Consider the following 23,376-nt stretch of genomic DNA (forward strand, 5'->3'; position numbering starts at 1 on the left):
CGTTCCCCTCCAGGTTAGGCGGCACCCGCACCCGCTCCCCTACCGCCTCCGACGACGGAGCCGGCCCCGCCGCCCGGGTGGGGCGACGGGGCCGGCTCCTCGCTCGCTCGGCGGTGCTCAGAGGCTCAGGCCTCGAACACCTCACGCACCAGCTGCTCCTGCTCGGCCTGGTGGCGCTTGGCCGAACCCACCGCCGGGGAGGACGAGTGCGGGCGCGAGATGCGCCGCAGCCGCTCACCGTGCGGGACGTCCGCGCCGACCGCCAGGTCGAGGTGGTCGATCAGGTTGAGGGCGATGAAGGGCCACGCGCCCTGGTTCGCCGGCTCCTCCTGGGCCCACAGGTACTTCTCGGCGTTCGGGTACTTGGCGATCTCCGCCTGGAGCTCGGTACCCGGCAGCGGGTACAGGCGCTCGATGCGGATGATGGCCGTGTCCGTGACGCCGCGCTTGACGCGCTCCGCCTCCAGGTCGTAGTAGACCTTGCCCGCACAGAAGACGACCTTGCGGACCGCGGCCGGGTCGGCGGACGCGTCGCCGATGACCGGACGGAACTGGCCCGTCGTGAACTCCTCCGCCTTCGAGGCCGCTGCCTTCAGACGCAGCATCGACTTCGGGGTGAAGACCACCAGCGGCTTGTGGTGCGGGTTGTGCACCTGCCACCGCAGGAGGTGGAAGTAGTTCGACGGCAGGGTCGGCATCGCGACCGTCATGTTGTTCTGCGCGCACATCTGGAGGAAGCGCTCCGGGCGGGCGGACGAGTGGTCCGGGCCCTGGCCCTCGTAGCCGTGCGGGAGGAGCAGGGTGACGCCCGACGTCTGGGCCCACTTCTGCTCAGCCGACGAGATGAACTCGTCCACGACCGTCTGCGCGCCGTTGACGAAGTCGCCGAACTGGGCCTCCCACATCACCAGCGCCTCGGGGCGGGCCAGCGAGTAGCCGTACTCGAAGCCCATCGCCGCGTACTCGCTGAGCAGCGAGTCGTAGACGTTGTAGCGGGCCTGGTCCTCGGAGAGGTACAGCAGCGGCGTGTAGTCCTCGCCGGTCTCCCGGTCGATGAGGACCGCGTGGCGCTGACCGAACGTGCCACGGCGGGAGTCCTGGCCCGAGAGGCGCACCGGGGTGCCCTCCAGGAGCAGGGAGCCGATCGCGAGCGTCTCGCCCATGCCCCAGTCGATCGTGCCGTCCTCGACCATCGACGCGCGGCGTTGCAGCTGGGGCATCAGACGCGGGTGGACGGTGACGCGGTCGGGGATGTTGACCTGGGACTCGGCGATCCGCTTGACGACCTCCGCGGAGACCGCGGTGTTCACGGCGACCGGGAACTGGGCCTGCGGGTCGGAGACGGGCGCCTCGCCCGGCTGCGACGTGGCCTCGCGGACCTCCGTGAAGACCTTCTCCAGCTGGCCCTGGTAGTCCTGCAGCGCCTGCTCGGCCTCTTCCAGGGTGATGTCGCCGCGACCGATGAGGGACTCGGTGTAGAGCTTGCGCACCGAGCGCTTCTTGTCGATCAGGTCGTACATCAGCGGCTGGGTGAAGGCCGGGTTGTCCGACTCGTTGTGACCGCGGCGGCGGTAGCAGATGAGGTCGATGACGACGTCCTTGTTGAACGCCTGGCGGAACTCGAAGGCCAGGCGAGCGACGCGGACGACGGCCTCGGGGTCGTCGCCGTTCACGTGGAAGATCGGCGCCTCGATCATGCGGGCCACGTCGGTGGCGTACATCGAGGAGCGCGAGGACTCCGGGGCGGCGGTGAAGCCGACCTGGTTGTTGATGACGACGTGAACCGTGCCGCCGGTGCGGTAGCCGCGCAGCTGGGACATGTTGAGCGTCTCGGCCACGACGCCCTGGCCGGCGAAGGCCGCGTCACCGTGCAGGGCGACCGGCAGGACCGTGAAGTCCGTGCCGCCCTTGTTGATGATGTCCTGCTTGGCGCGGGCGATGCCTTCGAGGATCGGGTCGACCGCCTCCAGGTGCGAGGGGTTCGCGGCCAGCGAGACCTTGATCTGCTCGCCGTCCAGGCCCGTGAAGGTGCCCTCGGCGCCCAGGTGGTACTTCACGTCACCGGAGCCGTGCATCGACTTCGGGTCGAGGTTGCCCTCGAACTCGCGGAAGATCTGCGCGTACGACTTGCCGACGATGTTCGCGAGGACGTTCAGGCGGCCGCGGTGGGCCATGCCGATGACGACCTCGTCCAGGCGCGACTCGGCGGCGGAGTCGAGCACCGCGTCGAGCAGCGGGATGACGGACTCGCCGCCCTCCAGCGAGAAGCGCTTCTGGCCGACGTACTTCGTCTGCAGGAAGGTCTCGAAGGCCTCAGCCGCGTTCAGGCGGCGCAGGATGCGCAGCTGCTCCTCGCGCTCCGGCTTGGTGTGCGAGCGCTCGATGCGGTCCTGGATCCACTTGCGCTGCTTCGGGTCCTGGATGTGCATGAACTCGACGCCGGTGGTGCGGCAGTACGAGTCGCGCAGCACGCCGAGGATGTCGCGCAGCTTCATCAGGGACTTGCCCGCGAAGCCGCCGACGGCGAACTCGCGCTCCAGGTCCCAGAGGGTCAGGCCGTGCTCGGTGATGTCCAGGTCGGGGTGCTTGCGCTGGCGGTACTCCAGCGGGTCGGTGTCGGCCATGACGTGGCCGCGGACCCGGTAGGAGTGGATCAGCTCGAAGACGCGCGCGGCCTTGGTGACGTCGTCGTCGTGACTGGCGTCGATGTCCTTGAGCCAGCGGACCGGCTCGTAGGGGATGCGCAGGGCCTCGAAGATCTCGTCGAAGAAGCCGTTCTCGCCGAGCAGCAGGTTCGCGACGATCCGCAGGAACTCGCCGGACGCGGCGCCCTGGATGACCCGGTGGTCGTAGGTCGACGTGAGCGTCATGACCTTCGAGATGCCGAGCTTGTTCAGGGTGTCCTGGGAGGTGCCCTGGAACTCCGCCGGGTAGTCCATCGAGCCGACGCCCATGATGACCGACTGTCCGGGCATCAGACGCGGGACCGAGTGGACGGTGCCGAGGCCGCCGGGGTTGGTCAGCGAGACCGTGACCCCGGAGAAGTCGTCCATCGTGAGCTTGCCGTCACGGGCGCGGCGGACGATGTCCTCGTAGGCCTGCCAGAACTCGAAGAAGTTCAGCGTCTCGGCCTTCTTGATGCCCGCGACGACCAGCTGGCGGTCGCCGTTGGGCTTCACCAGGTCGATGGCGAGGCCGAAGTTGACGTGCGGCGGCTTGACGAGGGTGGGCTTCCCGTCCTTGTCCGCGTAGTGCCAGTTCATCGACGGCATGGCCTTGATGGCCTGCACCATCGCGTACCCGATGAGGTGGGTGAAGGAGATCTTCCCGCCCCGGGCGCGCTTCAGGTGGTTGTTGATGACGATGCGGTTGTCGAACAGCAGCTTCACCGGGACGGCGCGCACGGACGTGGCCGTGGGCAGCTCCAGCGAGGCGTTCATGTTCTTCGCGACGGCACCGGCGGGGCCACGCAGCGTCACGTACTCGGGGCCTTCGGGAGCCTCGGTGGCGGCCTCGGCCTTCGGCTTCGCGGCGGCCGGGGCGGCCTTGGCGGGAGCCGGGGCGGCGGCAGCGGGCTTCGGCGCGGCCGGGGCGGCCGCCGGAGCGGCGGCGGGTGCGGCCTGCGCCGGGGCAGCCTTGGCCGGAGCCGGAGCCGGAGCCGGAGCGGCCGGAGCCGGAGCGGTCTGGGCCGGGGCCGCGGGAGCCGACGGCGCGGCCTGCGCCGGAGCGGCAGGCGCGGCCGGAGCCGATGTGCTGGTGCCTGCGGCCCCCGTGGCCGCAGTACCCGCCGCAGCCGTGGCGGTCGCGCCGCCCGGCTTGTAATCGGCGAAGAAGTCCCACCAGGCTCGGTCTACCGAGTTCGGGTCCTGGAGGTACTGCTGATAGATCTCGTCGACGAGCCACTCATTGGGACCGAAGGCCGCAGCCGGGTTCTTCCCGGCTTGGTCGTCGGTCGAGATGCTCGAGTTACTGGGGGACTGTGGCGACACGGCGGCAACCGCCCTCTTCCGCTTCACAAGGTGATGGACAGCGGGAATAAAGGCTACGCCTCCCTGGCCGAGAAGGTCAGGCCGGGCTGGTCATCGTCGTGTAAGTCACATCAGAACCGGTGTTTCGGGGCTGGAAATGGCGGGAAACAAGCGTGGTTCAGCCGCGGAACGGGTGCTTCAGCCCGGCCGCACAAACCCCCGGGGCATGCGCCCCTGCCTGCTCACACGTGTCCGCCAGTGCGGACAGTCGTGGATCTTGAGGCTCCGTTTCGAACCCTACGTCAACTCGGCAGTGAAGGCAGGCCCGGAAGGGTGACCTGGATCCGGCAGCCGCGCCGGGATTCGGCCACTCCGATCCGGCCGCCGTGCAGATCGACCGCCCAGCGGGCGATGGCGAGCCCGAGGCCCGTGCCGCCGTCGCTGCCCGGACCGTGCGGCGAGGGGACCCCGCCGCGGTTGAACCGCTCGAAGACCCGGTGCCACTCCGACTTCGGGATGCCGGGCCCCTCGTCCAGGACCTCCAGGTCCAGGGACTCCGGGGAGCTGCCCCGGCGGGCCCGCACCGTCACCCGGCCGTGCGGGGGGCTGTGCTTGACCGCGTTGTCGATGAGGTTGGCGACGACCTGGTGGATCCGCTCCGGGTCCGCGTGCGCGGTCAGCTCGGGCGGGGACACGTCCAGGTGCAGATGGACGTCCGTGCGGGTGTGGCTGCCGGAGCCGGAGGCGATGTCCGCGCGCGCGGAGGCGACCATGTTGGCTTCCTTCAGGACGCCGGACAGGTACGGCCAGACCTCGAAGCGGCGCCTCTTCAGCGGCACGACGCCGTTGTCGAGCCGGGACAGGTCCAGCAGGGTCTCCACCAGGCGGCCGAGGCGCTCGGTCTGCTTCAGGGCGGTGCGCATCGTCTCGGGGTCCGCGGCCGAGACCCCGTCCACCACGTTCTCCAGGACCGCGCGCAGGCCGGCGATCGGGGTGCGCAGCTCGTGCGAGACGTTCGCCACGAGTTCCTTGCGCTGACGGTCCTGGGCCTCCAGCTCGTCCGCCATGAGATTGATCGTCTGGGCGAGGTCGCCCAGCTCGTCGCGGCGGCCGTCGCTCACCCGGCGCGTGTAGTCGCCGTGCGAGATGGACCGGGCGACCGTGTTCATCTCGTCCAGCGGGGCGGTGAGCGAGTGCGCCACGAACTGCGTGATCAGTAGGGTGGCGATCATCGAGAAGACCGTGATGAAGCGCAGCTCGGTCTCGGTGCGGACCGCGATCATCAGCAGACCGGTGGTGATGAGGACGGAGACCACGACCAGCGTGCCGAGCTTCGTCTTGATCGAGAAGGGGCGCACGCCTCCCCACGGGCCCGCACTCTTTCGCGCCCCGAACCCGCTCATCACATGCGCCCTCTCACATCCGCCCCCTCAAGAGGTCCCGAACAGCGGCCCGGCTCAGGGAGTCGGGGTCTCCAGCGCGTAGCCCACACCGTGGACCGTACGGATGCGCTCCGCACCGATCTTCCGGCGCAGGGCCTTGATGTGGCTGTCGACGGTGCGCGTCCCGGAGGCGTCCGCCCAGTCCCAGACCTCCGCGAGCAGCTGCTCGCGGGACAGCACGGCACGCGGGGTGTTCGCCAGGCAGACCAGCAGGTCGAACTCGGTGGGCGTCAGGTGCACGTCCTCCGAGCGGACCCGGACCCGGCGCTGCGCGTGGTCGATCTCCAGCTCGCCGAGCCGCAGGATCCCGCTGCGCGGCGTCGAAGCGGCCACCACGGCGCGCTCCACGCGGCGCAGCAGGACGTGCACCCGGGCGGCCAGTTCGCGCATCGAGAACGGCTTCGTCATGTAGTCGTCGGCGCCGACGCCGAGCCCGACCAGCATGTCCGTCTCGTCGTCACGCGCCGTGAGCATCAGGACCGGCACCGGGCGCTGGGCCTGCACGCGCCGGCAGACCTCCAGACCGTCGAAGCCGGGCAGCATGATGTCGAGGATCAGCAGGTCGGGCTGCCATGCCTCGGCGGTGTCGACCGCGGCCGGGCCGTCGCCCGCCGTCTGCACCAGAAATCCCTCGGCTCGCAGACGGGCCGCGATGGCGTCGACGATCGTGGGGTCGTCCTCGACCACCAGCACCCGCCGCTGAGCGCCGGGCGTCGCCGCCGTGCCGTTGTGGGAGGTGTGTGTCTGCTCCATCGCCCGCCCCTGAAGTGTGCTTTCCGGAATCCGTGGGGTGATCCCATGACTGCGCTTGACGCTTGAATGATCCGCGTCAGGCAAGCAGAGTACGGGCAGTCACCGCAGCTCGGCTATCCAGGCCTGACCGCGAGATGCACCACGTCCGGAACGCCCCGGGCAACGGGGATCTCTTCGGTACGCACCCGTTGGAATCCGGCATTCCGCAAGGTTCCTTCAAATTCCGGAGAGGGTTGCGCCGACCACACCGCCAGCACTCCGCCGGGTCTCAACGCCCGTGCGCAGCCTGCCAGTCCGGCCTTCGAGTACAGGCTGTCGTTGCCCTCGGTGACCGTCCAGTCCGGGCCGTTGTCGATGTCCAGGCACAGGGCGTCGTACGTGGCGGAGATCTCATTGACGTGACGGACGAGATCGGCCTCGACGAGGTGCGTGCGCGGGTCCGCGAGGGCCTCGGCGGACAGTGCGGACAGGGGTCCCTCACGGTGCCAGCCGATGATGGCCGGTTCGCGTTCGACGACCGTGATACGGCCCCAGCGGGGGTCGGCGGCGGCGTGTGCGAGCGAGAATCCGACGCCGAGACCGCCGATCAGCACGCTCGGTTCCGCCCGCCCGTCCAGGGCGTCGCAGGCGGCGTCGACCAGCAGCCGCTCCGAGCGGCCGTCGGAGGTGTCCATCAGGAAGCACCCGTTGGCGATGATCTGCAGCAGCGCGCCGTGGCGCCGCAGCACGACCTCGCCGTACGGGCCCTCCCGGCGATCGATGACCACGGGGGTGTCGTACGTGGCAGTCATAGCGCCATCCTGGCACCTCCGTTGAGGCGTCCGGCCGGATTTTTCGGGGGTGTCCGATGCCTGCCGGCAGGTGATGTCCGGCGGTCGCGACCCCGGCCCGGCGGGCCGCGTCAGCCGTCGGCCGCGCCCCCGGCCGGGGACCGGGCGCGAGTTCGGAGCGCCGGGCTTCGCGCCCCGGGGCCACGGCGCCGAACCCGCCTCCGGCTGTCGCCGGGGGTGTCCGTCCTGCCCGGGCCACGGCGTCCGGGAGCAGTCGGCCGCGTTGTCGGCTGTGCCCGCGGACCGGGCCGGCCGCCGACGGCGGGTGCCGCCGTCCGGGGTGCCGGGGCCGGCGTCGGGTTTCGGCCGGGGGCCGGCGGGAGCGTCCGGTCGGCTCGTCCCGGGTGTTGGACGCCCGGCGGCACGGCTGACGTCCGGTGGCGGCCGTATCTCCGGACGGGCCGGTGGCAGCGGGCGTGGCCGTCCTGGGTGCCTGGCCCGTCGCCGGGGTTTCGCCGGGGCGTCCGGCCGGACCTTCCTGTTGGGCCGTCACGAGGTGTTCGGCGGCCGGCGGCAGAGCCAGGCTCCGGTAGTGGTCGTGGCTCCGGACGGGTGGGCGGCGGCGGGTGTCATCGTCCGGGGTCCGGGCCCGTGTTGGGCCTCCGTCGGCGTGTCCGGTTGCGTCGTCGGATCGTCCGGGGTGTCCGACGCCCGGCGTGCGCGGCGGGCGTGTCGGCGGGTCGGCCGCCGGTGCCGCCGACCGAGGCGCCGGGCCCGCCCCCGGGGGCCGGCGTCAGCGGGCCGTGAACCGCGCGCTCGTCAGCGGGGCCGCCACCTGCCACTTGAGCGACTCGTAGAGCGCCCGCCCGTCCGGCGTGCCGGCCAGGACTCCGGTCACGGCGCCCTGCGCGACGGCCAGTTCGGTGAGGGAGCGCATGATCAGTCGACCCAGGCCTTGGCGGCGGTGCCCGGGCGCGGTCGCGATGCGGTCGAAGACCGCCGTCGCGCCGGTCGGGGCGACGTGCCCGTGCGCGGCCCACGAACCGTCCGCCGCCGCGACGAGCGCGTGACCGACACCGCCGCGCGCCCAGGTACGCAGCCGGTAGCCGTCCGGGAGCGGGCGGGCCCCGGCAGCCGCCTCCGCCCCGGTGTCCGCGAGGGCGACCGTCATCAGGAAGCCGGGGTCCGGGTCGACCCACCAGCCCGCGCCGAGCCAGGGGCCCACGACCGACGCTTCCGCGAAGACCTTGAGCCACACACCGGACCCGGTCACCCCGTCCGCGACCTTGCGTACGGCCGCCTCCTCGACGTCGTCCCCGGTCGCGGCGAAGACGTGCCGGGTCACGTGGTCCGCGAGACCCACGTCGACCGTGAACCCCCACTGCTCAGCCACCGGCGGTGCCGCTCCCCGTGAGGCGACCCACCCGTCCACCCACGCCCGCACGATCCCGCCCACAACAGCCTCCGTAATAGGCAATCGGGTATATCGAGTATTACCAGTCGCGACGATACGCGGCGGGCCCGGAGGCGCGACAGCGATGATCGCTCACAGCGAACGCAGCCGGGGGAACATTCGGAGGTCCACGTGCATTGAGTCGGCATAGCTCAACTTGACTGCCGAAGGGGAGATCATGGCTTCGACGTCCTCACCGCTCACCCTGCCCGTGCTGCCGCTCGACGACGAGGTCGTGCTGCCCGGGATGGTGGTTCCGCTGGACCTGAACGACGCCGACGTGCGCGCCGCGGTGGAGGCCGCCCAGGCCGCCGCGCGGTCCGAGCCGGGCAAGCCGAAGGTGCTGCTGGTGCCACGCATCGACGGGTCGTACCCGGGCACGGGTGTGCTCGGCACCGTCGAGCAGGTCGGCCGCCTGGCCGACGGCGACCCGGGCGCGCTGATCCGCGGGCGTGGGCGCGTGAAGATCGGCGCGGGGACCACCGGTCCCGGTGCCGCCCTGTGGGTCGAGGGCACGATGGTCGACGAGACCGTGCCCGACCCGCTGCCCGGCCAGGTCGCCGACCTGGTCAAGGAGTACAAGGCCCTCGCCACCAGCTGGCTGCGCAAGCGCGGCGCCTGGCAGGTCGTGGACCGCGTCCAGGCCATCGACGACGTCTCCGCCCTCGCCGACAACTCCGGTTACTCGCCCTTCCTCTCCACCGAGCAGAAGGTCACGCTGCTGGAGACCGCCGACCCGGTGGCCCGGCTGAAGCTCGCCACCGAGCAGCTCCGCGAGCACCTCGCCGAACAGGACGTCGCCGAGTCCATCGCCAAGGACGTCCAGGAAGGCGTGGACAAGCAGCAGCGCGAGTTTCTGCTGCGCCGCCAGCTCGAAGCCGTACGCAAGGAGCTGCGCGAGCTGAACGGAGACGGCCAGGACGGCGAGGAGTCCGACGACTACCGGGCGCGCGTCGAGGCCGCCGACCTCCCCGAGAGGGTCCGCGAGGCCGCGCTCAAGGAGGTCGAGAAGCTGGAGCGCGCGAGCGACCAGTCGCCCGAGGGCTCGTGGATCCGTACCTGGCTCGACACCGTGCTCGAACTCCCGTGGAACGAGCGCACCGAGGACGCGTACGACATCGCGGGCGCCCGGCGCGTGCTGGACGCCGAGCACGCGGGGCTCCAGGACGTGAAGGAACGGATCACCGAGTACCTCGCGGTGCGCAAGCGGCGCAGCGACCGGGGCCTCGGTGTGGTCGGCGGGCGGCGCGGCGGTGCCGTGCTCGCGCTCGTCGGCCCGCCCGGTGTCGGCAAGACCTCGCTCGGCGAGTCCGTCGCGCACGCCATGGGCCGCAAGTTCGTCCGGGTCGCCCTCGGCGGCGTCCGGGACGAGGCCGAGATCCGCGGCCACCGCCGTACGTACGTCGGCGCGCTGCCGGGCCGGATCGTGCGCGCGGTCAAGGAGGCCGGGTCGATGAACCCGGTCGTGCTGCTCGACGAGATCGACAAGGTCGGTTCCGACTTCCGCGGCGACCCGGCCGCGGCGCTGCTCGAAGTGCTCGACCCGGCGCAGAACCACACCTTCCGCGACCACTACCTGGAGGTCGAGCTCGACCTCTCCGACGTGGTCTTCCTGGCCACGGCCAACGTGCTCGAAGCCATCCCGGAGGCCCTGCTCGACCGCATGGAGCTGGTCCGCCTGGACGGTTACACCGAGGACGAGAAGGTCGTCATCGCCCGCGACCACCTCCTCCCGCGCCAGCTGGAGCGGGCCGGTCTCGAGCGGGCCGAGGTGACGCTCGACGAGAGCGCGCTGCGCAAGCTCGCCGGCGAGTACACCCGGGAGGCGGGCGTACGGAACCTGGAGCGGTCGGTCGCACGGCTGCTGCGCAAGGTCGCCGCCCAGCACGAACTGGGCGAGCGGGAGCTGCCGTTCACGGTGACCGACGCCGACCTGCGTGCCCTCATCGGGCGGCCGCACCACGTGCCGGAGTCCGCCCAGGACCCGGCGGAGCGGCGCACTGCGGTGCCCGGTGTCGCCACCGGGCTCGCGGTCACCGGCGCCGGCGGCGACGTCCTCTACGTGGAGGCGTCGCTGGCCGACCCGGAGACGGGCGCGGCGGGCCTGACCCTGACCGGCCAGCTCGGTGACGTGATGAAGGAGTCCGCGCAGATCGCGCTGAGCTTCCTGCGCTCCCGCGGAGCCGAACTGGAGCTGCCCGTCGGCGACCTGAAGGACCGGGGTGTGCACATCCACTTCCCGGCGGGCGCGGTCCCGAAGGACGGGCCGAGCGCGGGCGTCACGATGACGACGGCCCTCGCCTCGCTGCTCAGCGGCCGCCTGGTCCGCACGGACGTGGCGATGACCGGCGAGGTCTCCCTGACCGGCCGGGTGCTGCCGATCGGGGGCGTCAAGCAGAAGCTGCTGGCCGCCCACCGGGCCGGCGTGTCCACCGTCATCATCCCCAAGCGCAACGAGGCCGACCTGGACGACGTCCCGGCCGAGGTCCTGGACAAGCTCGACGTCCACGCCGTCACGGACGTCCGCCAGGTCCTGGAACTGGCGCTCGCCCCGGCGACGAACAGCGCCGGCGCGGAGGTCCCGGTGGCGGCGTGACGGACGCACACCGGGCGGGGAAGGCCCGGGCCCCCACGGGGGTCCGGGCCTTCCCGTGCCGCGAGAGTGCGTGCCAGGCGTCGCGGAACAGGCGGGACTTCGCGGACACGGCCTAGCCGTTGGCGAGTGCCGTCACTCGGTCGAGGGCGCCGTTGAACTTGTCGTGGTCGCCGACCGTCGGGCCCGAGGACGTGTACTGCCACATCGTGTAGAAGCCCCAGCCGGCGGGCAGCGTGCCCGGATCGGTGTCGTAGCGGGCGATCCACAGCGGGTTGGCCGCGGCGAAGCCGCCGTAGTTGCCGGTGCACTGGGTCCACCAGGTGGTAGCCGTGTAGATGACGGCGTCGCGGCCGGTGCGCGCCCGGTACTGGTTCAGGAAGTCCCGGATCCAGGTGACCATCGCGCTCTGCGTCTTGCCGTAGCAGGCCGCTCCGTAGGGGTTCCACTCGATGTCGAGGGCGCCCGGCAGTGTCCTGCCGTCCCGGGACCAGCCGCCTCCGTGGTCCACGAAGTAGTTGGCCTGGGCGGCCCCGCCGGCCGTGTCGGGGGTCGCGAAGTGGTACGAACCGCGGATCATGCCGACGTTGTAGGCGCCGTTGTACTGCTGGGCGAAGTAGGGGTTCGTGTAGTACGTCCCCTCCGTCGCCTTGGTGTAGGCCCAGCGGACGCCGCTGTTCCACAGCGTCGACCAGGCGACGTTGCCCTGGTGGCTGCTGACGTCGACGCCCTCGGTCTGGGCGGCGTCACCGGTGGACGGCGTCCCGCCCCGGCCGTCGTGCGCGAGGACGCCCACGCCCATGTGGGCGGAGCCGCGGGCCGGTGTGCCGGCGGCCTGGGCGAGGGCCGCCGGAAGACTGAACAGGAGGGTGAGTGCGGCGAGCAGGATTCCGGCCGTGGGAAGACGCTTGGGGGAGTGCGGCGGTCGGGCTGTTCCGCATCTGTGCTCGGGCATGGCGTGCCTCCGAGGGGTTCGGTGGTGCGCGGTGATGCTCGGTGGGGGGAAAGCGGGAGAACGCCGGCAGGCGCACGCACTCCGGGGGAGGACGGGCCGTCGTCGGCCGGTCAGTGGCGCCGCATGCCAGTAATTGCCTGGTAAAGAAGCTACGCACGTAGAAGTACGGCTGGGAAGAGGGGCCGGAGGCTGCCGTTGGTCTACTCCTGCGAAATACTGGCGGAGCTGCGGCAACGGCCACTTTTGGCGGAAACTTTCAGGATCGGGAAACCGGGTCAGGGGTGCTGACGTGCACGAGCACGGGAACGACGACGGGCGTCACGTCGAATCCACCGCGTCGGGAAATGGTGTGGACCAGGAATTCCCGGCGCTGGAAAGGGAGTTGACGGTGTTCCTGCGGCGCGCCCGGGCCTCCTCGGGGGAGATGGCCCGGGAGGTCCACCCCGACCTGGAGTCCTCCGCGTACGGACTTCTCGTCCGGCTGGAGGAGTGCGGGCAGCAGCGGGCCACCGAACTCGCCGCCTACATCGGGGTCGGGAAGGCCACGATGTCCCGTCAGCTGCGCGCCCTCGAGGACCTCGGCCTCGTCGCCCGCGAGCCCGACCCGGCGGACGGCCGTGCCTGGCTGGTCCACCTCACGGAGGAGGGGCGGGTGCGCTTCCGGGCGGTACGGGAGGCGCGGCGGGCCCGCTACGTCCGCCAGCTCTCCGGCTGGGACCCCCGCGAGGTCGCGGAACTGGCCAGGCTGCTTCATCAGTTGAACCGCGGGGTGGAGGGCGGATAGCTGCGGTGAACCGCGGAGTGGAGGGCGGATGGCTGCGGTGAACCGCGGGGTGGAGGGCGGATGGCTCCGGGACGCGACGACCCGCCCTCGCCGCGGGGGCCGGCGGGCAGCGCCAGACGCTAGAACTCCACGTACACCACCGTCGCGTCGTCGTGCGTCTTGCCGCGGCGCAGCCGCGTCCGCTCCGCCGCGCCCGCCGACTCCAGTACCCGTATCCGGTCGACGAGGGCCGCGGCACCCTCCTTGCGGACGAGGGCGAACAGGTCGGCCCAGTCGCCCTGATGGAACCGGTCCGTCCAGCGGGTCGCCCCGTCCGTGAGGGCGGCCAGGGCGCGGACGTCCGCGCGGGGCAGCGTGCCGGTCACCGCCCGCCCGGCCACCGAGGCGTCGGCCGCCGCGGTGAAGAAACCGCCCTCCTTGTTGCGGACCGTCGCGTCCGCGACGGCGTCCGTGGCCAGCGACGCCGACGGGATCCGGGACAGCCGGTCGTCCAGGACCGCGGTCACCCCGCCCGTGGTGTCCTGGATCAGCAGCGCCGAGTCCGAGAGGACCAGGTACTCGACCGTGACCGCGGACCAGCGCGCGAGGGCGACGGTTGCCTGCGGTGTGCGCGGGTGAGAAAGGTCACACGTGTCGGCATGGGTGGCGGCCGTGCGGCGGATCGCCCGCGCCAGCACCTCCGTCAGCGTCATATCGGTCTGCGAAACGGACAGTTCGGTCAGTGCGCCGCCCAGCCGCGCGGTGAACCAGGGGACCGGATGCCGGCAGCCGGCGTCGCCCCTCGGGGGCGTCACCCCGTCCAGCACGACCAGGGAACCGCCCTGCCCCGAGGCCGGAAGCCCGACCGCGGCGAAGTCCTCATTGAGGCGGTCCGGGTCGCCGGGCCGCGTGACGAGTTCAGTGCGCATCCAGCCAGTCTGCACGAGCCCTTCACACCTCGTGCGAGGGGCGGCGCCGACCGCCGCGCGGGCGTCGACGGGCAGGTCAGGCGCCCTGTTTGGCATGGAATGATCGACTCCGGCGAAGCGTGGCGGCGAATACTGCCAAAGCGCGCCGCCGACGTCCAACCGGCCCGCCGCGCGGGCCCGTGGCAAGCGCCGCGGGAACTTGCCCGCCAACTCCTCGCCGATGTTCACTCCTTCGGGTGGCGGCTCGGACGATGCGGGACCACTGCCCACCGGCACTGGGAGGGTCGGGAGCCGTACCGGGCGGCGATCGCCCCAGTTGACGGAACGTCACCCGGGCCCATGGGTACACGAGTACAGGAATGCGAGCACCGGTGCAGAAAATGCGGCCTCGGCGCACAGGCAAGCAGACGGCCTCCAAGGAAGGTGCGACCGGCGACGCCGCCACCGACTCCGCGGGCAGGGGCGCTCCCGCCCACGTACGCAACCGGCTCATCGTCGCCGTGGCCGTCGTCGCGGCGGCCATCGCCGGCGCGGGCGCTCCGACCGTCCTCGCCGCCTCCGGCCGACTGAGCGACTCCCAGGACCTGGTGACGTTCGCGCGGCAGACGCAGGAGGCGCTCACCCTCGCGCACTCGCTGGCCGACGAACGGGACGAGGTCGTCCCGTACATCGCCGCCGGACGCCCCAAGACCAGGGCGCCCTCCGAGCAGCGCAGCGCCCGGGTGGACCGGCAGGTCGAGGAGCTGCGCGCGGACGCCGACGCCCCCGCCGGACTGCGCAAGAACCTCGACGCCGTCGCGGCCGTGCGCAGGGCGGCGCTCACCGGCAAGAGCACCGCTCTCCAAGCCCACCAGGCGTACTCCGAGGCCATCACCGAACTGCACGGCCTGGCCGAGGAACTGGCGCAGTTGGTGCCGCCCCGCGCGGGTTCCGGCGCGTACGCCCTCGCCGAACTGGACACCGCCGTCCAGCAGGCCGCGTCCACCCGCGGGCTGCTTCTCGCGGCGCTGGCCGTCCCCCGCTCCACGCGGACCTCCATCGACCCGGTCACCGGACTGCCGACCACCTCGGAGAGCTCGTCGGACACCGACGCCAAGCAGCGTGACGCCCTCAGCGCCGCCGCCCAGCAGGCCCGCCTGCGCTCCGACGCGGCCCTCTCCGACTTCCGCGACACCGCGCCCAAGGCCGCCCGCGCCTCGTACGACTCCACGGTCAACGGACCCGACGTCACCTCGGCGGACAAGTACCTGGCCACCCTCACCGACCAGCCGACACTCTCGGACGACGAACTCGGCACGAGCGTCAAGAAGCTGGACGCCGCCCTCTCCGCCCGCGTCGAGCTGATGCGCGGCGTCGAGGCCTCGCTCAACGACCGCCGCACGAAGGAACTCGCCCGGCTGCGCGACGACGACGTGACCGGCCTCGAACTGCGCGTCGCCCTCCTCGGCGCGCTGCTGCTGGTCGCCGTCGGCGTCAGCACGGCGATGGCCCGCACGCTGACCCGCCCGCTGGCGGTCCTGCGGATCGGCTCGGCCCGGGTGGCCGCCGACCCGGCCACCGAGGAGCCGGTCAAGTTCACCGGCCGCAACGACGAGTTCGCGCAGGTCGTCCGGTCCGTCAACACGCTGCGCGCGCACGCCGCGGCGCTCCACGAACGGCAGGCCACCCTCGAGGCCGACCGCAAGCACCTCATCGGCCAGCGCCAGACGATGGCCGACGAGCGCGCCCGGCTGCGCACGGAACTCGCCGCGGCCACCGCCCACCTGGAGCAGGTGCGGCACAGCATCCACGGCACGTTCGTCAACCTGGCGCTGCGCACCCTCGGCCTCGTCGAGCGGCAGCTCGCCGTCATCGAGAAGCTCGAGGAGCGCGAGCAGGACCCCGAGCGCCTCTCCACCCTCTTCAAGCTCGACCACTTCGCCACCGTGATGCGGCGGCACAGCGAGAACCTGCTGGTCCTCGCCGGCGCGGAGCACATCCAGCAGCACGCGGGCCCGGTCCCGCTGGTCGACGTCGTACGGGCCTCGGTCAGCGAGATCGAGCGGTACGAGCGGGTGCGGATCGCCGCGCTGCCGCCGCACGCGCACCTGGCGGGCTTCGCCGCGGACGACCTGAGCCACCTGGTGGCCGAACTGCTGGAGAACGCCACGTCGTCCTCCCCGCCCGACATGGCGGTCGAGGTCTCCGGCTGGCTCCTGGAGAGCGGCGAGGTGATGCTCTCCGTCCAGGACGAGGGCATCGGCATGACCACCGAGCGGATGGAGCAGCTCAACGCCCGGCTCGCCGACTTCGATCCGGACGACGCCTACGACGAGGAGAGCGGCGAGGGACTCGGCCTCGGTCTGTACGTGGTGGCCCGCCTCGCCCACCGTCACGGCGTGCGCGTGAACCTGCGCGAGCAGAAGCAGGGCGGCGTCGCCGCGGTCGTCGTGCTGCCCAAGGCGCTGCTGGCCGCCGCGCCGGCCGCCGCCGCGCCCGCCGGGACCGCGTCCGCGCCGGCCCTCGGCGGTGCCCCCGCGCTGTCCCTGCCGGGTGTCGACGCCGAGGCCAACTCCAACGTCCTGCACGGCCGTTCCACCACCGCGCCCACCGCGCCCACCGCGACACCCGACCCTGCGGAGGCCTCCGGGGCCCCCACCGCCGGGGACCCGCTCATAGCCGCGGCCGAACAGGCGGTACGCGCCCACGCGGCGCCCGACGGGCCGGCGCGGGAGCCCGGCACGGACGAGGCTGCACGAGAGTCCGGCATGGACGAGGCCGTACGAGAGCCCGGCACGGACGAGGCTGCACGAGAGCCCGGCACGGACGAGGCCGTACGAGAGTCCGGCTCGGACGGAGCCGTACGAGAGCCCGGCGCCGACCACGCCGTACGGGCCCCCCGCTCCGACCACGCCGCCGTACCCGCCCCCGGCGCCGGTGAGGACGTACGGGAGCCGGGCGCAGCCGACGGGACGGCGCCGGAGTTCCGCACCCGTGACGCGTCGGGGGACCCCCGTGCCGACGCCGCCCCGCACGCCTCCCGTGCCGGTGACGCCCCCCGCGACGGCGAGAACGTCTCCCGGGCCGAGCGGCCCTCGGAGACGACGATGGAGCTGCTGGCGCCGGAATCCCCGGCGGACGAGCCCCCCGCCTCCGCCCCCGCGGCGGAGCCCGAGACCACGGCAGAGGCCGGCTCCGAGCCCCCCACGGACGCCGGCCTCCCCGCCCGGACCACCACCGGCCCCTACGCCATCGGCCCCGACACCCACGACCGTGTCGCGGACGAGCCGCAGCGGGTCACCGCCAAGGGTCTGCCCAAGCGCACGCCGAAGATCTCGGCACCCGCGCCGGCCCCGAGGCAGCGCACCGGAGGGGTGGACGCCGAGGCCCTGCGCCGCAGGCTCGGCGGATTCCACCGCGGTGCGCTGGAGGGCCGCCGCGACGTCGAGGCGGAGATCGCCGAGGAGACCTCGCAGACGAGGGCGCCCGAGGCGGACGCCGTACCCGCGGCACACGACGTACCAGCCACGGGGGGCACAGTCGAGGAGGCAAGCAGTTGACCGCGCCCAGTACCTTCGGACTGAGCAGTGAGGCCCGCAACCTGCACTGGCTGCTGACGAACCTCGTCGAGGAGGTGCCGGGCCTGCTGTCGGTCGCGGTCGTCTCCTCCGACGGCCTGCTGCTGCTCTCCTCCGACCCCGGGAGGAACGCGGAGGCCCGGACGGCGGGCGAGCGGAGCGGCGGCCCCAAGGGGTCCGCCGCCGACCTCGCCACCATCGTCTCCGGCATCGGCAGCCTGACCATCGGCGCCGCCAAGCTGATGGACGGCGGCGGGGTCAAGCAGACGATGGTGGCCATGGACGAGGGCAGCCTGTTCGTCATGTCGATCAGCGACGGCTCCCTGCTCGGAGTGCACGGCTCCCCGGACTGCGACATGAGCGTGGTGGCGTACCACATGGCGCTCTTCGTCGGCCGCGCCGGACACGTGCTGACCCCCGAACTCCGCACCGAGTTGCGCCGATCCCTGGAGACCGAGTCGATGGGGAGTGCCCGATGAGTACGACCAGGCTTCCGGTCCGCGGCGGCGACCGCAAACCCGCCCGCGTGCGCCCCTACTCCCTCACCGGCGGCCGTACCCGCTTCGGGCACGTGCTGCTCGTCGAGACGTTCGTCGCGGCGCTGGAGGCACCCGAGGAACGCCGGGAACTGACGAACGGCTCCCTCGCCACCCGGGTGATGCCGGAGATGCGGGCCATCGTCGAACTGTGCCGCCGGATGCGGACGGTGGCGGAGATCGCCGCGCTGCTCAAGATGCCGCTCGGCGTGGTCCGCGTGCTGCTGAGCGACCTGGCGGACCAGGGCAGGATTCGCGTGTACGGAACAGGTCACGGCCCGGGACAGCCGGACCGCGCACTGCTGGAAAGGGTGCTGAGTGGACTCCGTCGTCTCTGACGCCACCACAGGTGTCTCCCCGGACGTCGAGACCGACGTCCTCCGCCTCGTCGAGCCCGAGGAGGAACTCCAGGCCTGGCAGACCGACCGGACGCGCGCCCCGATCGCCACGAAGATCGTGGTGGCGGGCGGCTTCGGTGTCGGCAAGACCACCCTCGTCACTGCGGTCTCCGAGATCACGCCCCTCCAGACGGAGGCGCTGATGACGCAGGCCAGCGAGGACACCGACGACCTCAGCGCGACCCCGGAGAAGCTGACCACCACGGTGGCCATGGACTTCGGGCGCATCACGCTCGACGACGACCTGGTGCTCTACCTCTTCGGCACGCCCGGGCAGCAGCGCTTCTGGTTCATGTGGGACGACCTGGTGCGCGGGGCGATCGGCGCGGTGGTCCTCGCCGACACCCGCCGCCTGACGGACTGCTTCCCGGCGCTCGACTACTTCGAGAGCTGCGGACTGCCGTACGTCGTCGCCGTGAACCACTTCGACGGCAGCGAGCGGTTCGAGCCGGAGGACGTGCGCGAGGCCCTCACGGTGCCCGCGCACATACCTGTCATGATCATGGACGCGCGGCGCCGGATCTCGGTCGTGGAGACCCTGCTGGCCCTGGTCGGCCACGCACTCGACGTCACCCCCGAATAAGTCGTACGCACTTGCACAGTTAAGGACCCGCATGCGGAAGATACTCGTCGTCGGAGCCGGCCAGTCCGGCCTCCAGCTCGCCCTCGGCCTCCAGTCGCACGGGTACGAGGTCACCCTGATGTCCAACCGGACCGCGGACGAGATCCGGTCCGGCCGGGTCATGTCGACGCAGTGCATGTTCGACACGGCACTCCAGCACGAACGCGACCTCCAGCTGAACTTCTGGGAGTCCCAGGCCCCGAAGATCGAGGGCCTCGGCGTCTCGGTGGCGGCACCCGGATCGCACGACCCGGGCCCCACCCAGCGCGCGGTCGACTGGGTGGGCGAGCTGGACGGCTACGCCCAGTCCGTCGACCAGCGCGTGAAGATGGCCGGCTGGATGGAGACGTTCGCCCAGCGCGGCGGCCAGCTCGTCATCCACGGCGCGGCGGTCTCCGACCTCGACTACTTCTCCCGCACCTACGACCTGGTGCTGGTCTCCGCCGGCAAGGGCGAGCTGGTCTCCATGTTCGGCCGCGACGCCGCGCGTTCGCCGTACACCGAGCCGCAGCGCGCCCTCGCCGTCGCCTACGTCCACGGGCTGGGCCCGCGCCCCGAGCACCCCGACGTCGACGCGGTCCGCTGCAACCTGGTCCCCGGCGTGGGCGAGCTCTTCGTCATGCCGACGTTCACCACTTCGGGCCGCGCCGACATCCTCTTCTGGGAGGGCATTCCCGGCGGCCCGCTCGACGTCTTCAACGGCGTCAAGGACCCCGCCGAGCACCTCTCCCTGACCCTGGAACTCATGGAGAAGTTCACGCCCTGGGAGTACGCGCGCGCCACCAGGGTCGAGCTGACCGACGCGAACGGCACCCTGGCCGGCCGCTACGCCCCGACCGTCCGCAACCCGATCGGCCGGCTGCCCGGCGGCGGCCTGGTCCTCGGCGTCGCCGACGTGGTCGTGGCCAACGACCCGATCACCGGCCAGGGCTCCAACTCGGCGTCCAAGTGCGCCGCCGCCTACCTCGCCTCCATCCTGGAGCGCGGCGAGCAGCCCTTCGACGAGGCCTGGATGCAGGCCACCTTCGACCGCTACTGGGACACCGCCCAGCACGTCACCAAGTGGACCAACGCCATGCTCGGGGTCCCGCCGGAGCACGTCCTCAACCTGATCGGCGCCGCCGGGCAGCTCCCGCCCGTCGCCGACCGGATCGCCAACGGCTTCAACGACCCGGCGGACTTCGAGAACTTCTTCTTCGAGCCGGCGAAGACGGAGGCCTACCTCGCCTCGGTGACCGGCTCCGCGAAGGAGTAACCCTCGTCGGACCCGTCCCCGGCGTCCCGGGGCAGCTCCGGCGGCGTGTACCGCCGCAGGGGCTCCCCGCCGGGGTCGGGCCGCACGGCGCCCAGCACCGGGTTCGCCGCGATCGGCGACACCTTGATCCGCGCGCCGGGCCGCGGCGCCTGCACCACCATGCCGTCGCCGAGGTAGAGAGCGACATGCGTGGCCTCGGGGAAGTAGACCACCAGGTCTCCCGGGCGCAGCTCGGCCAGCGGGATCCGCGGCAGCTGGGCCCACTGCTCCTGGCTGGTGCGCGGCACGGCCCGCCCGGCGTGCTCCCACGCCCGCGAGGTCAGTCCCGAGCAGTCGTACGACTGCGGGCCCTCGGCACCCCACGCGTACGGCTTGCCCAGCTGCCGTACGGCGTAGCGGAGCGCCTTGCCGCCCTCCCGCGACGGGGTGCTCCCGCTGCTGAGCGCACCCGACGCCATGAACGTCCGCTGCGCCTTCGCCGTCCCCGTCTCCTCCAGCTCGGCCAGCTCCGCCAGCCGGTCCGCGCTGAGCGAGGCGAGCAGCTCCTCGACCTCCGCCAGCTTTCCCCTGACCCTGTCGCGGTCCTTCCTCCGCCGCTCGGTGAGGGTGAGCTGGTCGTCCAGGGCCTTGCGCGCGGCCCGCGCCAGGGCGTCCCTGCGCCTCTCGTCGACGGTGAGCCGGCCGACGGTCTCCGCCCGCTGCCGTGCCAGCTGCCCGATCACGTGCCGCTCTTCGAGCGCGCGCTGCGGATCGCGGGCGAGCAGCAGCCGTACGTAGGGGGAGATCTCGCTGCTGTTCTGGTACTGCTGGCGGGCCAGCCGTCCCGCGGCGCCCCTGCTGTCGTGCAGTGAGAGCCGCGCGCCGGCCAGCTCCTTCTCCAGCCGCGCGGCCTCGGCCCGCTTCGCCCGCAGCCGCTCCTCCGTCGAGTTGTACGTCTCGGTGGCCTGTTCGGCCTGCCGGTACAGCTTCTGAAGGTCCGTCAGCAGGGCGGCCAGGGAACGGCCGTCCGGCGCGGTCGCGGCCGCGGCGGAACCGGTGCCGGGTCCGGGTGCGGCCAGGGCGGGGGAGGGGGCGAACAGCGCTCCGGCCGCCACCGCGGCCGTACAGACCAGGTGCAGAAGCCGTCCTGACAAGTCATCACCTCCGTGGGGGGCGGTGTTTCCGTCCCGCACCGTGAGGATCGGCTGCCTGCGCGCGGCCCGCGCGCGGAAGGTGGGCGGTTCGGCCCAACGGGGTCACTCGTCGGCGTCGTCCGGCTTGCCGGTCGGCGTGGCACCGTGCTCCGTGCCCTTCCCGGTGCCCCGGTCCGGGGCGGGGTCCGGCCTGGACCACGGCCACTTCAGGCCGCGGCCCTTCCCGCCCGCCGGGTCGTACGCGTACTTCCACCCCGGATGCAGGGCGAACCGTCCGCTGGGCGGGCGCTGGACGCGGCGGTAGACGAGGACGGTCGGCGGGCCCCCCGCGGCGTCCGGCACCGGGACGCGGTACACCTTCGGAGGGTGTCCGGTCATGCCGAGCAGGACGGGCAGGACGCGGCCGTCCAGCGGGCCGCCCTCGAAGGGGGTGTCTTCGCTCTTCACGCCCCCAGTGTCACAGCAGGTGCGCCGCGTCGCCGACCACGGGCAGCACACGCCGGACCAGCGCGCCCACGGGCCCGTCCGCCGCCTCCATGGCGAGGGCCGCCCGCACCACGGCGGCGGCCTGCGGGTCCCGGCCGGCCGTCGCCGCGAGCACGGCCACGAACTGCTCGACGAGCGAGTCGCGCAGCTCGTCCAGCGGCGGTTGCTTGTCCTCGTCGAGCCAGATCAGCGAGGCCGCCTCGACCGAGGTGATCCACATCCGGACGGTCATGCGCAGCCGCGGCCCCGGATCCGCCACGTCCAGGTGCGTGAGGATGTGCTGGGCGGCGGCCCGCCGCACCCCGTCCACGATGGCCGTCGTCCGCGAGGTCTCGACGACGCTGCCGCCCTGGAGCAGGGCACTGAATCCGGCGTCGTGCTGGTCGACGAAGGCGAGGTACCGGTCGAGCGCCCGCGACAGCCGCCGGGTCAGCGGCCCCTGGGGCGGCTCCGCGAAGCACTGCTCCAGCTCCTCGGCGGCGGACCGCAGCGCGGCCTCGTACAGCTGCTGCTTGCCGCCGGGGAAGTACCGGTAGACCAGCGGACGCGACACCCCCGCCGCCTCCGCCACGTCGTCGAGCGAGATCTCCTCCGGCGCGCGGTGCGCGAAGAGGGACAGCGCCGCGTCGAGCAGCTGACTGCGCCGCTGCTCGACACTCAGCCTGCGGTACGCGGGGGTGGAGGCCTGCGGGGTCATGTCGGGCAGCGTAACCGTGTTCGCCCGCGGGCACGCCGCGACCGCGGGGCGCGGCTCCCCGGACACGGCTACGCCAGCAGTCCCGACGACTTCCACAGCCGGCGTCCGGCCCCGCGCAGCACTCCGATGTCGTCCAGGAAGTCGGTCAGGCGCTTGGAGCCGGTCTGCATGACCTCGCGGCGGTGACCGCTGGCCTTCACCTGGGCGACGGCCTCGCGCCGGTCGAGACCCACGTTCGTGTAGACCTCGGGGTTGATGAAGGCCTGCGAGAAGACGCGGGCGAACTCACCGGAGGTGACCCGGGTGAACTCCTGCGACCAGCGCGGCGCCGTCATCATCTGGCGGCGCAGCTCCTCGCGGGCGTACCGGACGTGGCGGGCCTCCTCCACGACGTGGATGCGCGTGACGCCGCGGACCAGGGTCTGGACGCGCTCGTCCGGGAACGTCAGCCGCTGCATCCAGTCGAGCACCTCCTCGCCGAGCAGGGTGGCCGTGAAGGAACCGGGCGTGGTCGAGACGGTCTTGAATATCCGGCCCAGGTTCTGGTGCGCCCGGCTGACCGGGTAGTGGGGCGTCCCGCCCCGGCTGATCAGGCGGGCGAACATCTTGGAGTGGCGGCACTCGTCCTCGATCTCGGTGAGCGCGTACCGCACGTGGGCGCTCGTCGCCGCCTTGTCGTAGATGTGCCGCACCAGCAGCTGCATCAGGATGATCTCGAACCAGATGCCGAGCGAGGCGAGGGCGGCGGCCTCGTGCTGCGAGAGCGCGATGCGCTGCTCCTCGCTCATCCGCTTCCACAGGGGGGTGTCGTAGAGGGACACCAGCTCCGGGGGCCAGAACCACTTGCCCGGCTCGAACGGGGCGTCCCAGTCCAGCTCCTTGTCCGGGTCGAAGGAGTGCTTGGCGGAAGAGTCGAGCAGGCGCTCGGCCACCTGCTCCCGGTCCTTCAGCAGGCCGAGCGCGTCGCGCAGCACATCGGCTTCCGTGACTGTCGTCATGACTGATCCCACCTCGTCGTACCGGATGAACAGGAGCCGGGCACACCAGGGTTACCGGCGGTCACGTC

General features: G+C 72.2%; 18 protein-coding genes. 7 read left to right on the forward strand and 11 right to left on the reverse strand.

Annotation, left to right across the window (positions count from 1 at the left end; genetic code table 11):
• Nucleotides 1-125: 125 nt before the first annotated feature.
• From ACFYP4_RS19640 to ACFYP4_RS19660, 5 genes are all read right to left on the reverse strand, one after another.
• The gene (locus ACFYP4_RS19640) at nucleotides 126-3,989 is read right to left on the reverse strand and encodes a multifunctional oxoglutarate decarboxylase/oxoglutarate dehydrogenase thiamine pyrophosphate-binding subunit/dihydrolipoyllysine-residue succinyltransferase subunit (RefSeq protein WP_388786562.1); all 3,864 of its coding nucleotides are present in this window, start codon (nucleotides 3,987-3,989) and stop codon (nucleotides 126-128) included.
• A 281-nt stretch (nucleotides 3,990-4,270) separates the two neighbouring features.
• Nucleotides 4,271-5,371, reverse strand: a complete 1,101-nt coding sequence (locus ACFYP4_RS19645; protein WP_358852738.1) for a HAMP domain-containing sensor histidine kinase — start codon at nucleotides 5,369-5,371, stop codon at nucleotides 4,271-4,273.
• Nucleotides 5,372-5,425: 54 nt separating this feature from the next.
• Nucleotides 5,426-6,163: a response regulator transcription factor gene (locus ACFYP4_RS19650; RefSeq protein WP_054236710.1), complete on the reverse strand. Its 738-nt coding sequence runs from the start codon at nucleotides 6,161-6,163 to the stop codon at nucleotides 5,426-5,428.
• A 113-nt stretch (nucleotides 6,164-6,276) separates the two neighbouring features.
• Nucleotides 6,277-6,954, reverse strand: coding sequence for a spermidine synthase (locus tag ACFYP4_RS19655; protein ID WP_358852739.1), 678 nt, complete (start codon nucleotides 6,952-6,954; stop codon nucleotides 6,277-6,279).
• A 772-nt stretch (nucleotides 6,955-7,726) separates the two neighbouring features.
• Nucleotides 7,727-8,389: a GNAT family N-acetyltransferase gene (locus ACFYP4_RS19660; RefSeq protein ID WP_388786567.1), complete on the reverse strand. Its 663-nt coding sequence runs from the start codon at nucleotides 8,387-8,389 to the stop codon at nucleotides 7,727-7,729.
• A gap of 175 nt (nucleotides 8,390-8,564) precedes the next feature.
• Here ACFYP4_RS19660 and lon point away from each other — a divergent pair, with 175 nt between their 5' ends.
• Nucleotides 8,565-10,982, forward strand: a complete 2,418-nt coding sequence (gene lon, locus ACFYP4_RS19665; protein WP_388786570.1) for an endopeptidase La — start codon at nucleotides 8,565-8,567, stop codon at nucleotides 10,980-10,982.
• Between the two features lie 112 nt (nucleotides 10,983-11,094).
• On the opposite strand, the gene ACFYP4_RS19670 is transcribed toward lon, so the two are convergent.
• Nucleotides 11,095-11,934, reverse strand: a complete 840-nt coding sequence (locus ACFYP4_RS19670) for a lysozyme (RefSeq protein WP_358852742.1) — start codon at nucleotides 11,932-11,934, stop codon at nucleotides 11,095-11,097.
• A gap of 289 nt (nucleotides 11,935-12,223) precedes the next feature.
• Here ACFYP4_RS19670 and ACFYP4_RS19675 point away from each other — a divergent pair, with 289 nt between their 5' ends.
• Complete coding sequence (locus ACFYP4_RS19675) at nucleotides 12,224-12,718, forward strand: MarR family winged helix-turn-helix transcriptional regulator (protein WP_388786573.1); 495 nt, start codon at nucleotides 12,224-12,226, stop codon at nucleotides 12,716-12,718.
• Nucleotides 12,719-12,837: 119 nt separating this feature from the next.
• Here the strand turns inward: ACFYP4_RS19675 and ACFYP4_RS19680 are convergent, their stop codons facing one another.
• Nucleotides 12,838-13,626 carry a hypothetical protein gene (locus tag ACFYP4_RS19680; protein WP_388786576.1) on the reverse strand — a complete coding sequence of 263 codons (789 nt, stop codon included), beginning with the start codon at nucleotides 13,624-13,626 and terminating at the stop codon, nucleotides 12,838-12,840.
• A 380-nt stretch (nucleotides 13,627-14,006) separates the two neighbouring features.
• On the opposite strand from ACFYP4_RS19680, the gene ACFYP4_RS19685 reads away from it, so the two are divergent.
• From ACFYP4_RS19685 to ACFYP4_RS19705, 5 genes are read left to right on the forward strand one after another with little or no spacing between them, the layout of a single operon-like run.
• Entirely contained in the window at nucleotides 14,007-17,165 is a 3,159-nt protein-coding gene (locus ACFYP4_RS19685) for a nitrate- and nitrite sensing domain-containing protein (RefSeq protein ID WP_388786579.1), read from the forward strand.
• Nucleotides 17,162-17,662, forward strand: coding sequence for a roadblock/LC7 domain-containing protein (locus ACFYP4_RS19690; protein ID WP_358852746.1), 501 nt, complete (start codon nucleotides 17,162-17,164; stop codon nucleotides 17,660-17,662). The genes ACFYP4_RS19685 and ACFYP4_RS19690 overlap by 4 nt, the downstream gene beginning before the upstream one ends.
• Nucleotides 17,659-18,057: a DUF742 domain-containing protein gene (locus ACFYP4_RS19695; RefSeq protein ID WP_358852747.1), complete on the forward strand. Its 399-nt coding sequence runs from the start codon at nucleotides 17,659-17,661 to the stop codon at nucleotides 18,055-18,057. Before ACFYP4_RS19690 ends, ACFYP4_RS19695 begins: the two co-directional genes overlap by 4 nt.
• A complete protein-coding gene (locus ACFYP4_RS19700; protein ID WP_358852748.1) occupies nucleotides 18,038-18,700 on the forward strand; it encodes an ATP/GTP-binding protein in 663 nt (220 codons plus the stop codon). Before ACFYP4_RS19695 ends, ACFYP4_RS19700 begins: the two co-directional genes overlap by 20 nt.
• Before the next feature lie 31 nt (nucleotides 18,701-18,731).
• Nucleotides 18,732-19,994 carry a styrene monooxygenase/indole monooxygenase family protein gene (locus ACFYP4_RS19705; protein WP_358852749.1) on the forward strand — a complete coding sequence of 421 codons (1,263 nt, stop codon included), beginning with the start codon at nucleotides 18,732-18,734 and terminating at the stop codon, nucleotides 19,992-19,994.
• Here ACFYP4_RS19705 and ACFYP4_RS19710 read toward each other — a convergent pair.
• The 4 genes from ACFYP4_RS19710 to ACFYP4_RS19725 form a co-directional block, all read right to left on the reverse strand.
• Nucleotides 19,958-21,127, reverse strand: coding sequence for a C40 family peptidase (locus ACFYP4_RS19710; protein WP_358852750.1), 1,170 nt, complete (start codon nucleotides 21,125-21,127; stop codon nucleotides 19,958-19,960). The two genes, ACFYP4_RS19705 and ACFYP4_RS19710, sit on opposite strands and share 37 nt — an antisense overlap.
• A 102-nt stretch (nucleotides 21,128-21,229) precedes the next feature.
• Nucleotides 21,230-21,574 (reverse strand): hypothetical protein, encoded by a 345-nt coding sequence (locus ACFYP4_RS19715; RefSeq protein WP_388786585.1) that lies wholly within the window; start codon nucleotides 21,572-21,574, stop codon nucleotides 21,230-21,232.
• A 10-nt stretch (nucleotides 21,575-21,584) separates the two neighbouring features.
• A complete protein-coding gene (locus ACFYP4_RS19720; RefSeq protein WP_388786588.1) occupies nucleotides 21,585-22,310 on the reverse strand; it encodes a TetR/AcrR family transcriptional regulator in 726 nt (241 codons plus the stop codon).
• Between the two features lie 68 nt (nucleotides 22,311-22,378).
• Complete coding sequence (locus ACFYP4_RS19725; RefSeq protein ID WP_358852753.1) at nucleotides 22,379-23,308, reverse strand: diiron oxygenase; 930 nt, start codon at nucleotides 23,306-23,308, stop codon at nucleotides 22,379-22,381.
• Nucleotides 23,309-23,376 lie beyond the last annotated feature (68 nt).

Source organism: Streptomyces sp. NPDC005551, assembly GCF_042871785.1.
In the GTDB taxonomy this organism is placed as follows: domain Bacteria; phylum Actinomycetota; class Actinomycetes; order Streptomycetales; family Streptomycetaceae; genus Streptomyces.

Coding starts and splice junctions, on each gene's coding strand:
- ACFYP4_RS19695 (WP_358852747.1), top strand. CDS start 17,659: ATGAGTACGACCAGGCTTCCGGTCCGCGGCGGCGACCGCAAACCCGCC.
- ACFYP4_RS19655 (WP_358852739.1), bottom strand. CDS start 6,954: ATGACTGCCACGTACGACACCCCCGTGGTCATCGATCGCCGGGAGGGC.
- ACFYP4_RS19650 (WP_054236710.1), bottom strand. CDS start 6,163: ATGGAGCAGACACACACCTCCCACAACGGCACGGCGGCGACGCCCGGC.
- ACFYP4_RS19645 (WP_358852738.1), bottom strand. CDS start 5,371: ATGAGCGGGTTCGGGGCGCGAAAGAGTGCGGGCCCGTGGGGAGGCGTG.
- ACFYP4_RS19720 (WP_388786588.1), bottom strand. CDS start 22,310: ATGACCCCGCAGGCCTCCACCCCCGCGTACCGCAGGCTGAGTGTCGAG.
- ACFYP4_RS19705 (WP_358852749.1), top strand. CDS start 18,732: ATGCGGAAGATACTCGTCGTCGGAGCCGGCCAGTCCGGCCTCCAGCTC.
- ACFYP4_RS19670 (WP_358852742.1), bottom strand. CDS start 11,934: ATGCCCGAGCACAGATGCGGAACAGCCCGACCGCCGCACTCCCCCAAG.
- lon (WP_388786570.1), top strand. CDS start 8,565: ATGGCTTCGACGTCCTCACCGCTCACCCTGCCCGTGCTGCCGCTCGAC.
- ACFYP4_RS19685 (WP_388786579.1), top strand. CDS start 14,007: ATGCGGCCTCGGCGCACAGGCAAGCAGACGGCCTCCAAGGAAGGTGCG.
- ACFYP4_RS19725 (WP_358852753.1), bottom strand. CDS start 23,308: ATGACGACAGTCACGGAAGCCGATGTGCTGCGCGACGCGCTCGGCCTG.
- ACFYP4_RS19680 (WP_388786576.1), bottom strand. CDS start 13,626: ATGCGCACTGAACTCGTCACGCGGCCCGGCGACCCGGACCGCCTCAAT.